The following is a 19,689-nucleotide window of genomic DNA, read 5'->3' as shown; positions in this document are numbered from 1 at the left end:
GCGCTCATCGGTCGGTCACCCGTCGCATCAGGACGCTCGCCTCGCGGAGCGTCGTGAGCTCGTCCTCCGTGAAGTCGAGGTCGGCGAGCATATCGGCCAGCAGCACGTCGCGGCGGCGGATGGTCTCGACGACGAGTTCGGCGCCGGCATCCGTGATCTCGACCTGCACGCGGCGGCGGTCGTCCTCGTCGACGGCGCGGGTGACGTAGCCCTGCTCCTCGAGGCCGTTGATGGTGTTCGTCATCGAGGGGGCGGTCACCCGCTCGCGCTCGGCGAGGGTCGAGATGGTACGGCGACCGTTCATGCGCAGGTCGGCGAGCACGGCGAGCTGCGCATCGCTCATGGAATCGGCGGCGCGGGCGCAGCGCAGGCGTCGCGCGAGCCGGAACGTGGCCATGCGCAACTCGGTGGCGGTGAGCTGGAGGGAGTCGTCAGGCGAAGTCATTACTTAGTTAGTCTATCTAAGTAATCGACGCGCGGGGCGGGAACGGCAGAATGGAGCGCGTGACCCGAACGCCCGCTCTCGAAATCGCCGTGCAGGATCCCGCCGGAGTGCGCATCGCCGGAGAGGTCGGTGCCGCGCGCGTCGAACTCGCGACCGCGCTGGCGCTCGGCGGCCTCACCCCGTCGCCTGCCACGCTCGAACTGTCGGTCGAGGCGGCGCGCGAGGCAGATGTCGAGGTGCACGTGCTCGTGCGCCCGCGCGGCGGCGACTTCCACTACACCGACGAGGAGATCGCGATCTGCGAGCACGACGTGCGTCGCGCGATCGAGGTCGGGGCCGAGGGCGTCGTGATCGGTGCTCTCGATGCGCGCGGTGTTCTCGACGTCGACGCCATGGCCCGGCTGCGCGATGCGGCCGGCGGAGCATCCGTCACCCTGCACCGCGCGATCGACGTCAGCCCCGACCCGCTCGCGACCCTCGACGCCGCGATCGCGCTCGGTCTGCGACGCGTACTCACCTCGGGCGGAGCATCCGCCGCGATCGACGGCATCGACACCCTCCGCGCGCTCGTCGCGCGCGCCGACGGACGCATCCAGATCATGGCGGGCAGCGGCGTCGGCGCCGCGAACGCCGCCGAGCTCGCCGGTACCGGGGTCGACGCCCTGCACTTCTCGGCCAAGCGCACCGTCACCGCCGAGGGCGGCGTGCGCATGGGGTCGGCCTCCGACGGCGTGGGCGGGTACGAGGTCACCGACCGCGACACCGCCCTGGCCGTGCGCGCCGCCCTGGGGCTGTGAGCCGCGCCCGCGATCGGTAGGCTCGCAGCGTGACGGATACCCGAGAGTTCACGGATGCCGACGGCATCGCCATCGTCTACGACGTGCACCCGGCGGCCACGACGCCCCGCGGTGTCGTGCAACTGCTGCACGGCGTCGGCGAGCACGCGGGTCGCTACGGTGCGCTGATCGCCGCGCTCACCGCGGCGGGCTTCACCGTCTACGCCGACGACCACCGCGGCCACGGCCGCACCGGCATCCGCCAGCACGGCGGTCCCGCGCGGTTGGGCCGGCTGGGCAAGGGCGGGCTGCGCGCCGCGAAGGATGCCGTCTGGCAGCTGACCGGCATCATCCGCGACGAGAACCCCGACCTGCCGCTCGTGCTGCTCGGGCACTCGTGGGGATCGTTCCTCGCGCAGATGCTGCTGAACGAGCATCCCGAGGCGTTCGATGCCGTGATCCTGTCGGGGTCGGCACTGCGGATGCCGGGATCGCTCAGCGCTGCGCCCCTCAACGCCCGCTGGGCGGGGCCCGACGCCACCGGCTACGAGTGGCTCAGCCGCGACCCGGAGGTGTGGGCCGCGTTCGAGATCGACCCGCTCACCACGGGCGAGCCGCTGCTGAAGCTGTTCGGGCCGATCGAAGCCGCGAAGCTCTACGGGCGCCCGCGTCGCGACCTGCGCGAGACGGGTGGGCGTGACATCCCGCTGCTGCTGCTCGTCGGGCGCGACGACCCGGTCGGCGGCCCCCGCAGCGTGCACAAGCTCGCCGACGAGTACCGCAGCCGCTCGGGCTTCACCGATGTGACGACCCTCGTCTACCCCGATGCCCGGCACGAGATCTTCGCCGAGCTGCAGCAGGACGAGGTGCGCGCCGACACCCTCGCCTGGCTCGACACGCACATCCCTGCGCGCTGAGCGTTCTCTCGGTGGGGCCCTTCGACAGGCTCAGGGACCCGGTGCCGTCGCCGAGCCTCCTGCCTGGGTCGCTGAGCCTGTCGAAGCGCCCCCACGAGCGCCGGTATGACGCCGGATGACGTCGGGTGAAGGTGCATGACACCCGCCCGACGGAAGCTCCGCCCCCGCCGTAGATTCAGGGCAACATTCCGCGGGCATCCGAGGAGACGTGCCCCCGCACGACCCTCCTCGCGACGGGAGGAGGGTCCGATGAGCTTCGAGAGCGACTGGCGTGCGTGGCACGACGAACGCGAACGCGTGGCGGGTGCCGACTACGGCCCGTCGGCCCTGGAGTCCACGAACTGGCTGATCTCCGAACCCGCCGCGGTCGAGAACGTGCCGGGGCTCTGGGCGGTCGGTGCCGAGGGCGAGATCCGCGGCACCGAGCTCGGCGTCGCCGGGGCCACCGTCACGCTGCGCCGGGGCGAGGCGCTGCGCTTCGGGCGACGCGAACTGCGGGTGTTCCCGCGGCGCGAGACCGTGGCGCTAAGGGTGTTCAACCCGGCCCGCCCGCAGCGCGAGCGGTTCAGCGCGATCGACGCCTACCGTCCCGATCCGGCGTGGCGGTTGCCGGCGACGTTCGAGCCGGCCGCCGACGAGTCGATCACGATCGTCGCGATCGACGGCGACCAGCACGAGGCGCCGATCGCCGGGCGGCTGCGGTTCGAGATCCGCGGGGTCGCGCACGAGCTCACCGTGACGCGCAACGTGCGCGGTGGCCTCGGTGCCGTGTTCGCCGACGGGACCAACGGCATCGAGACGTTCCCGTTCCGCTTCCTCGCGATCGACGAGCCCGATGACGACGGCACCGCGGTCGTCGACTTCAACCGGGCGTACCTGCCGCCGTGCGCGTTCTCCGACCAGTTCGTGTGCCCGCTCCCGCCCGCGGGCAACCGCTTCACGGCTCCCATCCGCGCCGGCGAGCGCGCCATCGTTCTCGGCCGCTGACCCTTCGTCTCGCTGCGCTCGCTCAGGGACCGGAACTAGTCCGGTTCCTGAGCGAGGAGCGCTAGCGACGAGACGAAGGACGACCGCGACCAACAACCCCCGTCGGCCGTAGGCTGGGGAGGTGCACGGTGAATACAAGGTCCCAGGGGGAAAGCTCGTCGTCGTCGACCTCGAGGTCGACGACGGGAGGATCGCGCAGTTCCGGCTCGCGGGCGACTTCTTCCTCGAGCCCGACACGGCGCTCGAGGCGATCAACGACGCCGTGAACGGCCTGCCGGTCGAATCGGATGCCTCCGTGATCGCCACCGCCGTGCGCGACGCCCTTCCCGAGGGCGCGCAGCTGCTCGGCTTCACGCCCGAGGCCGTGGGCACCGTCGTGCGCCGTGCGCTCGTCACCGCTCCGGGATGGCGTGATTTCGACTGGGAGATCGTGCACGACAAGGCGGTCTCGCCGGCCATGAACCTCGCGCTCGACGAGGTGCTCACCTCGCGCGTCGGCGAGGGACGGCGTCGCCCGACCCTGCGCATCTGGGAGTGGGACGGCTCGGCGGTCGTCATCGGATCGTTCCAGTCGTACCGCAACGAGGTCGACCCCGAGGGCGCCGCGCGTCACGGCTTCGACGTCGTCCGCCGCATCTCGGGCGGCGGCGCGATGCTCATCCCCGAGGGGCAGATCATCACGTACTCGCTGTACGTTCCGGCATCCCTCGTCGCGGGCATGACTTTCGCCGACTCGTATGCGTTCCTCGACGACTTCGCCCTGCAGGCGCTGCGCTCGCTCGGCATCGACGCGGTCTACCGCCCCCTCAACGACATCGCGAGTTCGACCGGCAAGATCGGCGGGGCCGCGCAGAAGCGTCTCGCCAACGGAGGCGTGCTCCACCACGCCTCGCTGTCGTACGACCTCGACGGCCAGGTCATGACCGAGGTGCTGCGCATCGGCCGCGAGAAGCTGAGCGACAAGGGCACCACGTCGGCGGCCAAGCGCGTCGACCCGCTGCGCAGCCAGACCGGGCTCAGCCGCGAGGAGATCATCGACCGCTTCATCGAGACCTTCCGCTCGCTCACCGCGGCCGAGGACGGCACGGTCGCCGATGACGAGTACGCCGCGGCCGAAGAGCTGGTCGAGACGAAGTTCTCGACCGACGCGTGGCTGCACCGGGTGCCGTGACCGACCCGGTACCCACTCCGCCCGTCCCGATCGAACAGGACGTCTCCATCGCACCGGTGCGGGTCGGGTCGGTGTCGATCCTCGAGGGCGACAACCTCGCCGCCGTGCGCGCGCTGCCCGATGCCTCGTTCACGCTGGTGTACCTCGATCCCCCCTTCAACACGGGCCGCGCGCGCGAACGGCAGATCGTCACCGCGACGCGGACGCGCACAATTCCGGAAGAATCGAATGCCGAGGGGCACATCGACCCGGAATCGGCTGAGTCCGAAGCATCCGTCCGGAGTTATGAGCAGCCGGTCCCCGAGACCGCGCCCGCCGAGATCCGCCATGGCTTCCACGGCCATCGCTACGAGCGGGTGCGCGGGATGCTGCGCACCTACGACGACCGCTTCGACGACTACGGCGAGTTCCTCATGCCGCGTCTCGAGGAGGCGTGGCGACTGCTCGCCGACGACGGCACGCTCTACCTGCACCTCGACTACCGCGAGGCGCACTACGCGAAGGTGATGCTCGACGCGGTGTTCGGACGCGACTCGTTCCTCAACGAGCTGATCTGGGCCTACGACTACGGCGCGAAGTCGCGCAGCCGCTGGCCCACCAAGCACGACACGATCCTCGTGTACGTGAAGAATCCGCGCGCGTACTTCTTCGACTCCGACGAGGTCGACCGCGAGCCCTACATGGCCCCCGGCCTCGTCACGCCCGAGAAGGCGGCGCGCGGAAAGCTGCCGACCGATGTGTGGTGGCACACGATCGTGCCGACGACCGGGCGCGAGAAGACGGGGTATCCGACGCAGAAGCCCGAGGGCATCCTGCGCCGCATCATCCGGGCGTCGAGCCGCCCCGGCGACCGGGTGCTCGACCTCTTCGCCGGCAGCGGCACGACCGGCGCGGTCGCATCGGCGCTGGGACGCGACAGCGTGCTGGTCGACGACAACCCCGAGGCGATCCGGGTGATGCGCGAGCGGATGCCGCACGCCGAGGTCACCCGCGTCGGCTGAGCCCGCGCGCCTGGTGCTCAGGCGATGTAGATCTTGCGCAGGGTCTCGGTGACGGTCCAGACCGTGCGCTGGCCCTCGGCCAGGCGCACGACGGAGCCGGGGGAGACATCGAGATCGGGCAGGTCGGGGTCGTCGAACGCGATGCGCGCCCGGCCCGAGAGCACGACGAAGACCTCGTCGGTCTCGGTGTCGGATGCCGTTCCCGGCGTCATCTCCCAGATGCCGACCTCGGTGCCCCCGAGCAGGGCGAGCGGGTGCACGGCGGTGGTCGGGTCGCCCGAGACGACGTCGGATGCCGGCAGCGGCACGTGCACGAGCGCGAGGGTCGCGGCATCCGCTCCCGTGCCGGGGGTGAGCCCCTCGGCCGGTTCGGGGGTGAGCCCCTCGTCGGGGATCGTGTCGCTCACGAGTCGAATCCCATGCCGAGCGCGTCGAGCGTCTTGAGGAAGAGGTTGCGCTTGCCCCCGTTGTGATCGGCGCGATCCATCGCGGCACGCACGAGGTTGATGCCCACCGCGGCGGCGGGTTCGGGCGGGAAGGGCACCGGACGCTGCCGCACCATCTGCAGCGCGGTGCGTTCGGTCTCCTCGCCCGCGAGCTTGTCGAGCATGACGTCGGCGGCGAACCGCGCCGCGCCCACGCCGAGTCCGGTGAACCCGGTGGCGTAGGTCACCCGGCCCTTGCGTGCGGTGCCGAAGAACGCGCAGAAGCGGCTCGACGAGTCGATCGCCCCGGCCCAGCGGTGCGTGAAGCGCAGCCCCTCGAGCTGGGGGAACGTGGTGAAGAAGTGCGAGGCGAGCCGCCGGTGGCTCTCCATCCGGTCCTCGTACTCGGGGCGCACCTTGCCGCCGTAGTGGTAGACCGCGTCGTAGCCGCCGAACAGGATGCGGTCGTCGGCGGTGAGCCGGTAGTAGTGGAACTGGTTGGCGCTGTCGGCGAGGCCCTGCCGGTTCCGCCACCCGATCGAGGAGAGCTGCTCGGCGCTCAGCGGCTCGGTCATCAGCACGTAGTCGTACACGGGCACCGTCATCAGGCGGTTGCGCTTGAGCAGCGAGGGGAAGACATTCGTGGCCAGCGCGACGGCATCCGCCACGACCCGGCCGTCGCGGGCCTCGACCGTGATCGGGCCCGATCCGTCGCCGAGGATGTCCTGCACGAGGGTGTGCTCGTAGATCTCCACGCCGAGGTCGGTCGCGACGCGGGCGAGCTCGAGCCCGAGCTTGGCGGGGTGAACGAGGGCGGTGGTGTCGCGCTCCCACGCACCCGCGAGGAACGTGGGGGAGTGCACCTCGGCCTGCACGGCATCCTGATCGAGGAATCCCTCCTCCTCGCGCAGCCACTCGACCTGGTGCGGTTCGACCGCGACCGCGAGCTGCCCGGTGCGTTCGAACTCGGCATCCATCCCGTAGCGCGCGACGGTGTCGGCGATGCCGTCGAGGTTCTCGAGCCCGAGCCGTTCGAGCTGCGCGATCTCGTCGGGCCAGCGGTTCACGCCGTTCTCGTGGCCGTGGGTGATGCTCGCCTCGCAGAACCCGCCGTTGCGGCCGGAGGCCGCCCACGCGACGCGCGACGCCTCGACGAGCACGACCCGGCGGTCGGGGTCGCGCTCCTTGGCGCGGATCGCGGTCCACAGCCCCGCGTACCCGCCGCCGACGATCGCGAGGTCGGCCTCGATCGCACCGGTCAGTGTCGGGTACTCGGTGCGCTGCACGTCGTCGAGCCAGAACACGGCGAACGAGGTGTCGCGCAGGGACTCGTCGATGACGGAATCCTGCGGGCGGCGGCGTTCGAAGACGGTGGTTCCCATGCGCGCTCCCTTGTTCTCAGTTGGTTCTCTCAGTGGATGAGGTGCGCGGTCAGCGCGTTCCCCAGTTGTAGAGGTCCTTGTAGAGCCCGGCGTAGAGCAGGCTCTCGGTGTGCACGATGCCGGGGATGGTGCGGATGCGCGTCGCGATCAGTTCGAGCAGGTCGGCGTCGCTCTCGCACACGGCCTCGACGAGGATGTCGAAGCTGCCGAGGGTGACGACGACGTAGGCGAGTTCGGTGATCTCGGTGAGCTGCTCGGCGACCGCACGCGGGTCGCCGGTGACGCGGATGCCGATCATCGACATCCGGTGGAATCCGAGCTGCAGGGGGTCGGTGACCGCGACGATCTGGATCGTTCCGGCATCGGTCATGCGCTGCACGCGCTGGCGGGTGGCGGCCTCGCTGAGACCCACCTCCCGCCCGATCTCGGCGTAGGGGCGCCGGCCATCCTCCTGGAGCAGCTCGATGATCCGCTTCGAGATGTCGTCCAGCACCGGCTGTGTCTTCGTGCCCATGCGTCGATATTGACAGGCGGATGCCGGTGGTGCAACCGATTCAGTCGTCGGTGGCTTCCGGGCCTTCCGATTCCGAAAGTGCCGCGCTACTGTGGCCGCATGCGCACTGAGAGCTTGCAGAACTTCATCGGCGGTCGGTTCGTCCCCGTGTCCGGCGCAGGCGACCTTCCGCTCATCGACCCCGCCACCGAGGAGGAGTACGGCCGGCTCCCGGTGTCGGATGCCGGTGACGTCGATGCCGCCTACGCCGCGGCATCCGCTGCCTTCCCGCTGTGGCGCGACACGACGCCCGCCGACCGGCAGCTCGCCCTCTTCCGCATCGCCGACGACATGGCCGCGCGGGCCGAGGAGTTCGCCGATCTCGAGTCGCGCGACACCGGCAAGCCGCGCGCGAGCCTCGTCGAGGACGAGATCATGCAGTCGGTCGATCAGCTGCGGTTCTTCGCCGGTGCCGCGCGGTCGCTCGAGGGGCGCGCGGCGGGGGAGTACCTCGCCGGGCACACGTCGTTCGTGCGCCGCGAGCCGATCGGCGTGATCGGGCAGGTCACGCCCTGGAACTACCCGCTGAACATGGCCGTGTGGAAGATCGCGCCGGCGCTCGCGGCGGGCAACACCGTCGTGCTCAAGCCCGCCGAGACGACCCCGCTGTCGACGCTGCTGCTCGCCCAGATCGTGGCGCTGCACACCCCGGCCGGAACGTTGAACGTGGTGCTGGGCGACCGCGAGACCGGCGTCGCGCTGGTGGAGCATCCGACACCGCAGATGGTCGCGATCACCGGATCGGTGCGGGCGGGCATGGCGGTGGCGCGGTCCGCGGCGAACGACGTCAAGCGCGTGCACCTCGAGCTCGGCGGCAAGGCCCCGGCGATCGTCTTCGCGGATGCCTCGGTGTCGAAGGCGGTCGAGGGGATCGTGACCGGTGCGTTCTTCAACGCCGGGCAGGACTGCACCGCAGCGACGCGCGTGCTCGTGCACGAGTCCCTGCACGACGAGCTCGTGGCGGCGCTGGTCGCGCGGGCGGAGTCGGATGCCCGCACCGGCGGACCGCGCGAGGACGGCGTGCTCTACGGACCGCTCAACAGTGCCGCACAGCTGGAGCAGGTGTCGGGATTCGTGTCGAGGCTGCCCGCGCATGCCCGGGTGGAGACCGGGGGAGCGCGGCAGGGAGATCGCGGCTACTTCTGGCCCGCGACGATCGTGTCGGGGGTGCGGCAGGACGACGAGATCGTGCAGGGCGAGGTCTTCGGGCCGGTGCTCACGGTGCAGTCGTTCTCCACCGACGAGGAGGCACTCGAGCTGGCGAACGACGTGCCGTACGCGCTCGCCGCGTCGGTCTGGACGACCGATCACGCCCGGGCGATGCGGTTCTCGCGCGACCTCGACTTCGGGTGCGTGTGGATCAACACGCACATCCCCTTCGTCTCCGATATGCCGCACGGTGGGTTCAAGCACTCCGGCTACGGCAAGGACCTCTCGCAGTACGGGTTCGACGACTACACCCGCATCAAGCACGTGATGAGCGCGCTGGACTGAGGGCAGTTTCTGAGCGAGCCCAGTGAGAGACGAACGGCTGCGCGTCTCACAACTGGGTCCCTGAGCCTGTCGAAGGGCCCACCCCTCTCCCGTCCGGTTCTTGAGTGAGCGGGCGAGACGAAGGGCCGCGCGTCTGGCGACGGGGTCCCTGAGCCTGTCGAAGGGTCCCACCCGTGTGCACTCGTTCTGCACCGGTGCCGCATTGCCCCGACTTCTCCACCGATCGCGTCGATATCTACCCTGGCCTGGTCTTTTCGCGTCCGAATGTCGGTGGCCCCTGATGGGCTGAATGTCATGAACAGCACCGCCGAGCTCCTGGACCGGGTCGCCACCGACCTGGTCGCGGTGCTGCGCGCCGATGTCGTGGCGGGGTTGTCGGATGCCGAGAAGATGCAGGTCCTCCGCGCTGCGGGCGAGGTTGCCCGCCGGGTGGATGCGGTGATCGTGGAGACGGTCGGGTCGGTCGATCAACGTCCCGCCGGGTCGGGGGAGCTCGCATTCTGCGGGAGGTTCGGATGCCGGACGATGAACGAACTCATCCAACGGGTCCTCCGCACCGACGTGTCCGAGGCGGCACGGGTCGTGAAAGCGGGGAAGATCGTGCGGCGAGATCTGGACTTTTCCTCGGGTGCTTCGTTGCCCGCTCGGTGGCCTGCCCTGCGTGAAGCACTACTGGATGGAGCCGTTGGGATCGCGGGACTGCTCGCCGCGACCGGACCCGTCGAGCAGGCCGGGCCGCGGATTGGTGCGGCCGACCGGTTGCGGGCGGATGTCGAACTGGCCGAGTACGCGCGCGGGCTCGTCGCCGTCACGGACAGCGACGAGGAGGATTCGGATCGCCGGCTCGAAGCGGGCCCGCCTGCGACGCCCGAGGGCCTCAAGCTCCTCTCTCGCGTGATCGTGACGTACCTCGACCCGGACGGCGCGGAACCCGCGGAGGAGCGGGCGATGCGTGCGCGGGGTATCGTGCTTGGCCGCGTGAAGGATGGGGTGATCCCGATCCGCGGGTTGCTACTCCCCGAGACGGCGGGGCAGTTGCAGCGGATCTGGGATGCGTATCTGAACCCGAAAGTCGACGGACCACCCCTCCCGGCGCCCCCGCGACCAGAAGAGGTGATGGCGGGCGGAGTGCGATTCCTCCCCTCCGCTGACGACGCATCGATCGGCGAGACGTACGGTCTCGACGACGGCCTCCCGTCGGATGATCTCCTGCCGTCCGGTGATCCCGGCGGCATGGTCGATGGCCGATCCCGGGCGCAGAAGCAACACGACGCCCTCGCGGCGGTCCTCGGCATCGCTGCCCGCCACGCTGACATGCCTTCCCTGGGCGGTGCAGCCCCGACGCTGGCCGTGTCGGTGACCGCGGAGGACTATGCGTCCGGGCGGGGGTGGGCGCATGTCGATGGGATCGACGCCCCGGTCTCGCTCGCGACGGCCCGGCACACCGCCTGCGGCGGCACGATTCAACGTGTGGTCTCCGACCCCGACGGGCGCATCATCGGAATCGATTCCACCGACCGGGTGTTCACTGTCCACCAACGCCGGGCGATCACCCTCCGCGACAAGGAATGTCTCATCCCCGGATGCCACGTGCCCGCGGCCTGGTGCGAGATCCACCACGTCACAGAACACGCCCGCGGCGGACCCACCACCACCGACAACGGCGTCACACTCTGCTGGCACCACCACCGCACCCTCGACACCTCCGGGTGGCAGATACGCATGCGAAACGGCGCACCCGAGATCCGCGGACCCGCCTGGTGGGACCCCCACCAGAAATGGCGAACACCCCGACCCACGACGCGACATATCAAGCCAGCAAGACAACGAACGCGTGCCCGCACCAGCATGCCTTCCGCACATCGGCCGATTCACGCATGACCTCGCGCGACACCGCAGCACGGCGGGCGATCGTGCGCGATCACCGCGTCTTCTTCGATGGCCACCGTGTGACGACACGAGACCACGCGAGACAACCGCGTGACCGCACCGATGAGCACCGACGGACGCCAGGGCTGCCGACCCTCCGTCAGGTGCAGGTGCCCACGCCAGAAGTCGCCACAGGTCAACGAATTCTGCGCACACCCGAATGCGACACGAAGTGTCGACCCGTGGGCCTCCGGTATGCCATGCTCGATGAAGCCGATGGGGGATCGGCCACTCTCACCAATCGAACCTCTCACAGAAAGACCGACCGGAGCGCGATGAGCAGGCCCCTCGCTGGACCGCAGACACTGTTGCGCTCGATCAACGGGCGCGCAATCCTCGAGACGCTCGCCAGTGACGGTCCGCAGACGCGCACCGATCTGATGGAGGCCACCGGGCTGTCGCGCACCGCCGTGACGCAGGTGCTGCGCATGCTCGAGAGCGCCGGCGCCGTCGCGCCCGACGGTGTCGACCGCAGCTCGCGCGGACCGGCCGCCGGCAAGGTCGGACTGCACCCGCACCTCGGATTCGCCGCCGCCGTGCACGTCGACCACCGCGCGGCGCACGTCGTGCTCGTCGATGCGACCGGGGCGGTCCGTGCCGAAGCGCACGGCGACTTCCCGCGGAAGGACGACAACGAGACCCGGGTCGCGCACATCGCCGCGCTCATCGACCGCTGCAATGCGACCGTCGCCGGCCCCCTGCACCTCGCGCTGATCGGTGTGCCCGGCATCGTGACCGCCGACGGCAGCATCCGCAACGATCAGGGGCCCGACGGCGGCGCGTTCCGCTCGGCTCTCACCGACCGGCTCGGCTGCCCCGTGCGTATCGAGAACGACGTGAACCTCGCCGCCCTCGCCGAACTCACCGCCGGTGCAGGCGCCGAGCTGTCGAGCTTCTCGCTGCTGCTGCTCGACGAGGGTCTCGGCGCCGGAATCGTGATCGACGGCGCCCTGCACCGCGGGTTCTCCGGCGTGGCGGGCGAAGTGATGTACCTGCCGCAGACGCCCCTGCCCGTCGGTGCCCCCGTCGTGAACGACCAGGTCGTGGCCGACCTCGCGCTCATCAACGGCCGTGACCAGAACGCGCCCCTCGAAGAGCACCTCGATGCCGCGGCCGCCGGTGACGAGGCGGCGATGCAGATGGCGATCGAGCTCGGCAAACGCCTCGCGCTCGTCGCCGGCAGCATCGGTCTCGTCCTCGATCCCGAAGCGTTCATCCTCAGTGGGCAGGCCGCGCACCCCGTGCTCGTCGACGTCATTCACAAGGTCGCCGAGGAGTACTCCGCCCGCCTTCCGCTGCGGTTCGTCGTCTCTACCTTCGGCCCGGAGGCGCCACTCGTCGGCGCGGTCGGCGAAGCGGCATCCGCCCTGCGTGCCACGCTCTTCGCCCGCGTTCTCACCACACCCGAAAAGCCCGGCCGGTGACCGGCACTTCCGACAGGACCCGACGATGACCGCACCCTCCGACCTGATCGAACGCCTGGGGCACGCCCCCGGAACCCGCGCCATCATCCTCAACGCCGATGACTTCGGCATGTGCCATGCGGCCAACGTCGCGATCGCCGAGCTGCTGGATGCCGGCCACGTCGACTCCGCCACGATCATGGTGCCGTGCTCGTGGTCGCCCGAGGCCTTCGCGTTCGCGGCATCCCGCACCGACCTCGACGTGGGCGTGCATCTGGTGCTCACCAGCGAGTGGACCCGCTACCGCTGGCGCCCGCTCACGGCCGCTGCCTCACTCGTCGACGGCGACGGATTCTTCCCCGTCGACGTCGTCGCGGTCGAGACCCGCGCGGCGTACGACGAGGTCGCCGCCGAGATCGCCGCGCAGCTGCGCACCGCCCTCGACGCCGGCGTCGACGTCACGCACCTCGACAACCACATGGGCTCGGTCTACGGCCTCGCCACCGGCCGCGACTTCCTCGAGCAGGTGTTCGCGCTGGCGGCCGCCAACGGGCTCCCCTTCCGCCTCCCGCGCCGCATGGACGGCGCAGAAGCGGATGCCGAGCTGCGCGACAAGCTCGCTCGCGCCGCCGCCGCGGCCGACTCGCTCGGTGTGGAGATCATCGACCGGCTGTGGTCGCACCCCTTCGAGCTCGTCGGCGAGGGCACTGCGGCGGAGGAGACCTACGAGCAGGTGCGCGACGGCTTCGTGACGCTGCTGCGCGCGGTGCCCGCGGGAGTCACCGAGATCTACCTGCATCCGATGGTCGACGGTGAGGAGCTGCGGGCCGCCGTGGACTTCGCCTCACCGAAGCGGGAGTTCGAGCGGAGACTGCTCGCCGACCCCGTCGTGCTCCGGGTCATCGAAGACGAAGGTCTCGTGCGCATCGGCTGGCGGGCGCTGCGCGATCTGCAGAGGGGCACCGCACGATGACCACCTTCACCGAGCGTCTGCGCGACCGACGGCTCGACGCCGCCCCCACCCGGGCGCAGTCGATCGCGTTCGGGGCCTCCGGGTTCCCGACGCAGTTGATGGCGCAGACCTTCTCGGCGTTCATCGTCTACTTCTACGTGTCGCACCTCGCGGTGCCGGCGGGGTGGGTGGCGGCGGCGATGATCGCCCACGGCATCCTGAACGCAGTGCTCAACCCGTTCGTCGGCGCGATCTCCGACCGCCTGCGCACCCCGTGGGGGCGCCGCATCCCGTGGATCGGTCTCGGGATCGTCCCGCTGGTCGTGGCGTTCGCGCTGGTGTGGATGCCGCCGGAGCTGCCCACCGCGGGCCTCATCGTCTGGTTCCTCGTGGTCGTGGCCGTGTACGACATCGCCTACGTGGTGGTCGTGCTCAACATCTCGGCCCTGTTCCCCGAGATCTTCCGCACGACCGACGAGCGTGCGCGGGGCAACGTCCCCCGGCAGATCTTCGCGATCCTCGGCATGATCCTCGGCACCGCCGGAGCACCGCTGCTCTACGCCTCGCCGATCGGCTGGCCCGGTATGGCGATCGTGCTCGGCACGGTCTGCCTGGCGTTCCTCGTCTGGTCGTTCGCGGGCGGGATGGTCGAGCGGCGCGTGCCCGAGGCATCCGTCGCGGCTCCGCTGCCGTTCGGCATGCAGATGCGATACACGTTCGCGAACCGGGCCTTCGTGCCCTACGTGATCGGCTCGCTGTTCATCCAGACGGCGATCGCCGTGATCCTCGCCGCACTCCCCTTCTACGTGCGCTACTCGCTGGGAGCCCCCGAGGGGGAGGGCAGCATCCTGCTCGGCGCGATCTTCGTGACCGCCATCCCGGCGATCGTGCTGTGGAGCGCGGTCGTCCGTCGCACCAGTCCGCGCACCGCACTGCTGTGGAGCGTGGCCGTCTTCGGTCTCTCGGTGCTCGGGTTCCTCGCCCCGACGAGCATCCTCGCCGCAGCCCTCGTGGGCGTGGCGGTCGGCATCGGCGTCGGCGGTCTGCTGCAGCTCCTCGAGGTGGTGCTGGCGCAGATCATCGACGAGGATGCCGTGCGCACCGGGCACCGCCGGGAGGGCGCCTACTTCGGGGTCAACGGTTTCATCGTGCGCGGCTCCGTCGTGCTGCAGGCGATCGTCGCGGCGTGGGTGCTCACGGCATCCGGGTTCGATGCCGCGCTCGGCGACGCGCAGCCCGACGCGGTGGACGGCGGCATCCGTCTGATGCTCGCCGTCATCCCCGTCGGCTTCGTCGCCCTCGCCTGGATCTGCTTCTTCCTCTACCCGATCCGCACCCGCGACCTGGCCGCCCCCAGCCCAGCAAGCTGAGAGCGCTCGTACCCGCCCCTACTGCCATGCCACTGGCGGGCGCAGGGATGCCGCCGGCGCGAGCCAGCTACCTCCCAAGACGGGGTAGGGCGAGCCGACGCATGCCACTGGCGGGCGCAGGGATGCCGCCGGCGCGAGCCAGCTACCTCCCAAGAAGGGGTAGGGCGAGCCCACGCATGCCACTGGCGGGCGCAGGGATGCCGCCGGCGCGAGCATCGGGAGGGGACCCGCTTGCGGGGAGGGCGCCCGTTCTGCGAGTGACGACGGCATCCCGGAGCTCGCCCCACAAGAAACTAAGAAGAAGAAACTCGAGCCTCCCAGCCCGTGCGCACCATCTCGTCGACCGAATACCGCATCCGCCAGTCGAGGTCGCGGGCGGCGAGGGTGCCGTCGGCGACGATGCGGTCGGGGTCGCCGGGGCGGCGCGGGCCGATCTCGGGGGTGAACTCGACGCCGGTGACGCGCACCATCGCGTCCATGATCTGCTTCACACTGAGGCCGTCGCCCGAGCCGAGGTTGTAGGCGGGCTCGATCGGCTCACCGGCGGCGAGACGCTGCGCGGCGGCGACGTGCGCGGCGGCGATGTCGCCCACGTGCACGTAGTCGCGCACGTTGGTGCCGTCTTCGGTGTCGTAGTCGTCGCCGTTGATGCGTGGGGTGCGCCCCTCGAGCAGCGCCTCGAACACGATCGGGAAGAGGTTGTGCGGGCTGACGTCGTAGATCGTCGGGTCGGCCGATCCGACGACGTTGAAGTAGCGCAGCGAGGTGTGCCGCAGCGGGGTCGCCGACTCGGCGGTGGCGACCGCCTGGTCGCGCAGCAGCCATTCGCCGATGAGCTTCGATTCGCCGTAGGGGCTCGCGGGCTTCTTGGCGGTGTCCTCGACGACGAGGGCGACGTCGGGAGTGCCGTAGACGGCGGCCGACGACGAGAAGACGATGTTCGCGACGCCCGCGGCCTCCATCGCCTCGAGGATCACGCGGGTGCCCTCGACGTTCTGCGCGTAGGTGTGCAGCGGGCGCTGCACCGAGACGCCCGCGTACTTGTAGCCGGCGACGTGGATGACGCCCTGGGCGTCGTGGTCGCGGAGCGCCTTCTCGACGAGGTCGCGGTCGAGGATGCTGCCCTGCACGAAGGGCACGCCCTCCGGAACGAACGAGGCGACACCGCTCGACAGGTCGTCGAGGACGACCGGGGTGAGCCCGGCATCCGCGAGGGCGCGGACGACGTGCGAGCCGATGTAGCCGGCGCCGCCGGTGACGATCCAGGACATTGCGTTCCTCTCCGGCCGCGCACGACCGCGCGGCTCCGGGTTCGATTCTCTCAGGCGGATGCTGTGGACTCCGGCGCCGCCGTCACCGATACAGCGCCGATCACGCGTCGCGGTGCGCGCCCGCCGACGGCACGACCGTGAACAGGTGCGGGGCGGTGAAGCCCGCGTCGGTGAAGGCCGCGGTCACGGCATCCGACACGGTTGCGACGGCATCCTGTTCGATCAGCGCGATCGCCGCGCCGCCGAATCCGCCACCCGTCATGCGCGCGCCGAGCGCGCCGGCGGCCAGCGCGGCCTCGACGGCCGTGTCGAGCTCGGCCACCGAGATCTCGAAGTCGTCGCGCATCGAGGCGTGCGAGGCGACCAGCAGGTCGCCGATCGCGCGGGCGCCCTGCTCGCGCAGCACCCGCACCGTGTCGAGCACGCGCTGGTTCTCGGTGACGATGTGCCGCACACGGCGGAAGGTCACGTCGTCCATGAGCTCTTCGGCGCGGGGGAGGTCGGAGGTCGACACGTCGCGGAGGCTGGGCACACCCATGATCTCGGCGCCGAGTTCGCACGAGGCGCGGCGCTCGCCGTAGCCGCCCGTGGAGTGGGCGTGCTTGACGCGCGTGTCCATGACGAGGATCGCGAGACCGGCCTCGGCGACGCCGACCGTGACGAGCTGCGCTTCGAGAGAGCGGCAGTCGAGGAAGATCGCGGCATCGGTCTCGCCGAGCATCGATGCCATCTGGTCCATGATGCCGGTGGGAGCGCCGACCGCCTCGTTCTCGGCGCGGCGGCCCACGCGGGCGAGCGCGGTGCGGTCGAGTCCGGTGTGCCAGAGGTCGTTGAGGGCGGTCGCGGTCGCGCCCTCGATCGCCGCCGACGACGACAGCCCCGCACCCACGGGCACGTCGGAGGCGATCGCGATGTCGACCCCGCGGAACGCGCCTTCCGGAGCCGCGAGTCGCAGCGCCCACGCGACGCCGAGCGGGTACGCGGCCCACTCCGGAACGGCCGGCGTCTCCTCACTGGGTCCCTGAGCCTGTCGAAGGGTCGGGAACAGCCCGTCGAGCTCGTCGATCCCGACCTCGACCGTCTCGTCGGAGAACGTCGAGACGACGCGGATGCGGGCGTCGTCGCGCAGTCCGACGGCGGCGACCGTGCGATGCGGGATCGCGAACGGCAGCACGAAGCCCTCGTTGTAGTCGGTGTGCTCGCCGATGAGGTTGACGCGCCCCGGTGCCGACCAGATGCCGTCGGGGGTGCGGTCGGTCAGCTCGGCGAACAGTGCGCGCGCGGCATCCTGAGCGGTGGTCTCCGGGCCGGTCTCCGTGACGGTCATGCGGGGGTCTCCTCGGAGGTCGGGGCGGATGCCGCGGCTGCGGCCTCGGCGGACGCGATCGCGTCGCGAATGCGGGCCGCCCCCTGCTCGGGGGTGACCTCGGCGGCCCAGGCCCACATCGCGGCCTCGGAGCCGGCGAGGAACTTGAGCTTGTCGGCGGCGCGGCGCGGGCTCGTGAGCTGCAGGTGCAGGCGCACGGTGTCGCGGCCGACGTTCACCGGTGCCTGGTGCCAGGCGGCGATGTACGGGGTGGGGGTGTCGTAGAGCGCGTCGACACCGCGCAGCAGACGCAGGTAGAGCGGGGCGAGTTCGTCGCGCTCGGCCTCGGTCGTGGCGGCGAAGTCGGGCACGTGGCGGTGCGGCATCAGGTGCACCTCGAGGGGCCAGCGGGCGGCGAAGGGCACGAAGGCGGTCCAGTGCTCGCCGCGGAAGACGACGCGCTCGGATGCCTGCTCGAACTCCAGGATGCGGGCGAACAGGTCCGGCGCCGTGCGGTCGATCGAGTCGAGCAGTTTGGCCGTGCGCGGGGTGACGTACGGGTACGCGTAGATCTGCCCGTGCGGGTGCGGCAGCGTGACGCCGATCGCCTCGCCGCGGTTCTCGAACGGGAAGATCTGCTGGATGCCGGGCAGCTGCGAGAGCGCGGCGGTGCGGTCGGCCCAGGCCTCGATCACGGTGCGGGCGCGGGTGACCGACTGGGTGCCGAACGAGCCCGAGTGCTCGGGGCTGAAGCACACCACCTCGCACCGGCCGACCGAGGTGCGGGTGCGGCCGAGCCCGAGGGCGTCGAGGTCATCGAGGCCGCGGGGGGCGTCGCTCGCCGCGGGGGCGGTGCCGACCGCCTCGGCGAGGGCAGGGCCGAACGCGGGGGAGCGGTTCTCGAACACCGCGACGTCGTAGCGCGAGGGCACCTCCGACGGATTGGTCGGGGTCTGCGGGGCGAGCGGGTCGGCGTCGGCACTCGGCATCATGACGCGGTTCTGCCGGTTGGCGGCCACGGTGATCCAGTCGCCGGTGAGCACGTCCTGGCGCATGGTCGCGGTGGCGGGCCGCGGGTCGAGCGTGCGGGCGTCGACGGCGCGCTCGGCGCCGAGCGTCGTGTCGGGGTCGTCGTAGTAGATGATGTCGCGGCCGTCGGCGAGCAGCGTCGCGCGCTTGACGATGCCGGCGCTCAGGTTGTCGATGCGCATCTCCGCAGATTCAGGCGTGTTCACGTAAACATGGTAGATCCGCGGCCGTGATTACGTCAACATGGAGGAGTGAACGACCCCACCTCTTCTCCGCGTGCAACCTCGGGCCGCGTCTCGATGGCGATGGTCGCCGCTCGCGCCGGGGTCTCGGGGCAGACCGTCTCGCGCGTCGTCAACGACAGCCCGCGCGTCGACCCCGCCACCCGCGCTCGGGTCGAGCAGGCCATGTCCGACCTCGGCTACCGCCCGCACCGCGCCGCCCGTGCGCTGCGCACCGGGCGCTCGCAGACCATCGGCCTGGTCGTGACGACGCTCGCCACGGTCGGCAACTCCCGGATGCTGCAGGCCGCCGCCGGAGCCGCCGCCGAACGCGGCTACGCCCTCACGGTCGTTACGGCCGCATCGGGATCCGCCGGGGTCGACGCGGCCTTCGACCGGCTGGCCGAGCAGGAGGTCGACGGCGCGATCGTGCTCAACGAGGCCTCCGCGCTCGTCCCCGCCGCCGCGCGCCCCGCGGGGCTGCGTCTCGTGGTGGTCGATGCGATCGCCGATCACGGCCTTCGCGCCGTGCACAGCGATCACGCCGGCGGAGCCGCCGCGGCCACCCGGCACCTGCTCGACCTCGGCCACGAGACGGTGCACCACCTCGCCGGACCCGCCGACTCCTTCGCCGCCGCCGAGCGCGAACGCGGCTGGCGCGAGACGCTCGTCGCCCACGGCATCCGCCCGCCCGCCGTCGTGCGCGGCGACTGGTCGTCGGACTCGGGGCATGCCGCCGCGGGCTCGGTGGCCGCGGCATCCGCCGTCTTCTGCGCCAACGACCAGATGGCGCTCGGACTCGTGCGCGGTCTGGAAGACGCGGGCCGCCGGGTGCCGACCGATGTCGGGGTGGTCGGCTTCGACGACGTGCCGGATGCCGCGAACTACCGCCCGCCGCTCACCACGATCCGGCAGGACTTCCCGGCCCTTGCCGACCGCGCGGTCGCCGCGCTGGTCGCCGAGATCGAGGGGGGAACGGATGCCGCGGGCGAGGCGCCGGCGACGTCGGTCGTCTCGACGTCGCTGGTCGTGCGTTCGAGCACCGCGGCCCGCTGAG

General features: G+C 70.9%; 18 protein-coding genes. 11 read left to right on the top strand and 7 right to left on the bottom strand.

Annotation, left to right across the window (positions count from 1 at the left end; genetic code table 11):
• Positions 1-4 precede the first annotated feature (4 nt).
• Positions 5-445: a MarR family winged helix-turn-helix transcriptional regulator gene (locus tag KV396_RS04090; protein ID WP_247956917.1), complete on the bottom strand. Its 441-nt coding sequence runs from the start codon at positions 443-445 to the stop codon at positions 5-7.
• Positions 446-504: 59 nt separating this feature from the next.
• On the opposite strand from KV396_RS04090, the gene KV396_RS04085 reads away from it, so the two are divergent.
• From KV396_RS04085 to KV396_RS04065, 5 genes are all read left to right on the top strand, one after another.
• Complete coding sequence (locus KV396_RS04085; protein WP_247956916.1) at positions 505-1,242, top strand: copper homeostasis protein CutC; 738 nt, start codon at positions 505-507, stop codon at positions 1,240-1,242.
• A 29-nt stretch (positions 1,243-1,271) separates the two neighbouring features.
• Complete coding sequence (locus tag KV396_RS04080) at positions 1,272-2,138, top strand: alpha/beta fold hydrolase (RefSeq protein WP_247633831.1); 867 nt, start codon at positions 1,272-1,274, stop codon at positions 2,136-2,138.
• Positions 2,139-2,387: 249 nt separating this feature from the next.
• Positions 2,388-3,125 (top strand): DUF1684 domain-containing protein, encoded by a 738-nt coding sequence (locus KV396_RS04075; protein WP_247956915.1) that lies wholly within the window; start codon positions 2,388-2,390, stop codon positions 3,123-3,125.
• A 121-nt stretch (positions 3,126-3,246) separates the two neighbouring features.
• Positions 3,247-4,296, top strand: coding sequence for a lipoate--protein ligase family protein (locus KV396_RS04070; protein WP_247956914.1), 1,050 nt, complete (start codon positions 3,247-3,249; stop codon positions 4,294-4,296).
• 71 nt (positions 4,297-4,367) lie between these two features.
• Complete coding sequence (locus tag KV396_RS04065) at positions 4,368-5,297, top strand: DNA-methyltransferase (RefSeq protein ID WP_407665593.1); 930 nt, start codon at positions 4,368-4,370, stop codon at positions 5,295-5,297.
• 17 nt (positions 5,298-5,314) lie between these two features.
• Here the strand turns inward: KV396_RS04065 and KV396_RS04060 are convergent, their stop codons facing one another.
• Genes KV396_RS04060 through KV396_RS04050 form a run of 3 tightly spaced genes read right to left on the bottom strand, consistent with a single transcriptional unit; the run spans position 5,315 to position 7,618 of the window.
• A complete protein-coding gene (locus KV396_RS04060) occupies positions 5,315-5,704 on the bottom strand; it encodes a cupin domain-containing protein (protein WP_247956913.1) in 390 nt (129 codons plus the stop codon).
• The gene (locus tag KV396_RS04055) at positions 5,701-7,104 is read right to left on the bottom strand and encodes an NAD(P)/FAD-dependent oxidoreductase (RefSeq protein ID WP_247956912.1); all 1,404 of its coding nucleotides are present in this window, start codon (positions 7,102-7,104) and stop codon (positions 5,701-5,703) included. Before KV396_RS04055 ends, KV396_RS04060 begins: the two co-directional genes overlap by 4 nt.
• Before the next feature lie 49 nt (positions 7,105-7,153).
• Entirely contained in the window at positions 7,154-7,618 is a 465-nt protein-coding gene (locus KV396_RS04050; RefSeq protein WP_247624519.1) for an Lrp/AsnC family transcriptional regulator, read from the bottom strand.
• Positions 7,619-7,717: 99 nt separating this feature from the next.
• Between KV396_RS04050 and KV396_RS04045 the strand changes: the two genes are divergently transcribed.
• From KV396_RS04045 to KV396_RS04025, 5 genes are all read left to right on the top strand, one after another.
• Positions 7,718-9,151 (top strand): gamma-aminobutyraldehyde dehydrogenase, encoded by a 1,434-nt coding sequence (locus KV396_RS04045; protein WP_247956911.1) that lies wholly within the window; start codon positions 7,718-7,720, stop codon positions 9,149-9,151.
• Positions 9,152-9,445: 294 nt separating this feature from the next.
• Positions 9,446-11,032: an HNH endonuclease signature motif containing protein gene (locus KV396_RS04040; protein WP_247956910.1), complete on the top strand. Its 1,587-nt coding sequence runs from the start codon at positions 9,446-9,448 to the stop codon at positions 11,030-11,032.
• Positions 11,033-11,355: 323 nt separating this feature from the next.
• Positions 11,356-12,504 carry an ROK family transcriptional regulator gene (locus KV396_RS04035; protein WP_247956909.1) on the top strand — a complete coding sequence of 383 codons (1,149 nt, stop codon included), beginning with the start codon at positions 11,356-11,358 and terminating at the stop codon, positions 12,502-12,504.
• Positions 12,505-12,529: 25 nt separating this feature from the next.
• Positions 12,530-13,456 (top strand): polysaccharide deacetylase family protein, encoded by a 927-nt coding sequence (locus tag KV396_RS04030; RefSeq protein ID WP_247956908.1) that lies wholly within the window; start codon positions 12,530-12,532, stop codon positions 13,454-13,456.
• Positions 13,453-14,805, top strand: a complete 1,353-nt coding sequence (locus KV396_RS04025) for an MFS transporter (RefSeq protein ID WP_247956907.1) — start codon at positions 13,453-13,455, stop codon at positions 14,803-14,805. Before KV396_RS04030 ends, KV396_RS04025 begins: the two co-directional genes overlap by 4 nt.
• Positions 14,806-15,098: 293 nt before the next feature.
• On the opposite strand, the gene galE is transcribed toward KV396_RS04025, so the two are convergent.
• From galE to galT, 3 genes are all read right to left on the bottom strand, one after another.
• Positions 15,099-16,076 (bottom strand): UDP-glucose 4-epimerase GalE, encoded by a 978-nt coding sequence (gene galE, locus KV396_RS04020; protein ID WP_247956906.1) that lies wholly within the window; start codon positions 16,074-16,076, stop codon positions 15,099-15,101.
• Positions 16,077-16,176: 100 nt separating this feature from the next.
• Positions 16,177-17,403, bottom strand: a complete 1,227-nt coding sequence (gene galK, locus KV396_RS04015) for a galactokinase (RefSeq protein WP_247956905.1) — start codon at positions 17,401-17,403, stop codon at positions 16,177-16,179.
• Positions 17,400-18,593, bottom strand: coding sequence for a galactose-1-phosphate uridylyltransferase (galT, locus tag KV396_RS04010; protein WP_247957558.1), 1,194 nt, complete (start codon positions 18,591-18,593; stop codon positions 17,400-17,402). Before galT ends, galK begins: the two co-directional genes overlap by 4 nt.
• Before the next feature lie 117 nt (positions 18,594-18,710).
• On the opposite strand from galT, the gene KV396_RS04005 reads away from it, so the two are divergent.
• Complete coding sequence (locus tag KV396_RS04005; protein ID WP_247957557.1) at positions 18,711-19,688, top strand: LacI family DNA-binding transcriptional regulator; 978 nt, start codon at positions 18,711-18,713, stop codon at positions 19,686-19,688.
• Position 19,689 lies beyond the last annotated feature (1 nt).

It is taken from the genome of Microbacterium galbinum (assembly GCF_023101185.1).
Classification (GTDB): Bacteria; Actinomycetota; Actinomycetes; order Actinomycetales; family Microbacteriaceae; genus Microbacterium; species Microbacterium galbinum.
The sequence above is the reverse complement of the archived record's forward strand: the minus strand, read 5'-3'. Positions and strand labels throughout refer to the sequence as shown.

What these genes read in the sequence shown, in the direction of transcription:
- KV396_RS04090 (WP_247956917.1), bottom strand. Translation starts at nt 445, where the DNA reads ATGACTTCGCCTGACGACTCCCTCCAGCTCACCGCCACCGAGTTGCGC.
- KV396_RS04075 (WP_247956915.1), top strand. Translation starts at nt 2,388, where the DNA reads ATGAGCTTCGAGAGCGACTGGCGTGCGTGGCACGACGAACGCGAACGC.
- KV396_RS04055 (WP_247956912.1), bottom strand. Translation starts at nt 7,104, where the DNA reads ATGGGAACCACCGTCTTCGAACGCCGCCGCCCGCAGGATTCCGTCATC.
- KV396_RS04050 (WP_247624519.1), bottom strand. Translation starts at nt 7,618, where the DNA reads ATGGGCACGAAGACACAGCCGGTGCTGGACGACATCTCGAAGCGGATC.
- KV396_RS04045 (WP_247956911.1), top strand. Translation starts at nt 7,718, where the DNA reads ATGCGCACTGAGAGCTTGCAGAACTTCATCGGCGGTCGGTTCGTCCCC.
- KV396_RS04040 (WP_247956910.1), top strand. Translation starts at nt 9,446, where the DNA reads ATGAACAGCACCGCCGAGCTCCTGGACCGGGTCGCCACCGACCTGGTC.
- KV396_RS04035 (WP_247956909.1), top strand. Translation starts at nt 11,356, where the DNA reads ATGAGCAGGCCCCTCGCTGGACCGCAGACACTGTTGCGCTCGATCAAC.
- KV396_RS04030 (WP_247956908.1), top strand. Translation starts at nt 12,530, where the DNA reads ATGACCGCACCCTCCGACCTGATCGAACGCCTGGGGCACGCCCCCGGA.
- KV396_RS04025 (WP_247956907.1), top strand. Translation starts at nt 13,453, where the DNA reads ATGACCACCTTCACCGAGCGTCTGCGCGACCGACGGCTCGACGCCGCC.
- galE (WP_247956906.1), bottom strand. Translation starts at nt 16,076, where the DNA reads ATGTCCTGGATCGTCACCGGCGGCGCCGGCTACATCGGCTCGCACGTC.
- galK (WP_247956905.1), bottom strand. Translation starts at nt 17,403, where the DNA reads ATGACCGTCACGGAGACCGGCCCGGAGACCACCGCTCAGGATGCCGCG.
- galT (WP_247957558.1), bottom strand. Translation starts at nt 18,593, where the DNA reads ATGCGCATCGACAACCTGAGCGCCGGCATCGTCAAGCGCGCGACGCTG.
- KV396_RS04005 (WP_247957557.1), top strand. Translation starts at nt 18,711, where the DNA reads ATGGCGATGGTCGCCGCTCGCGCCGGGGTCTCGGGGCAGACCGTCTCG.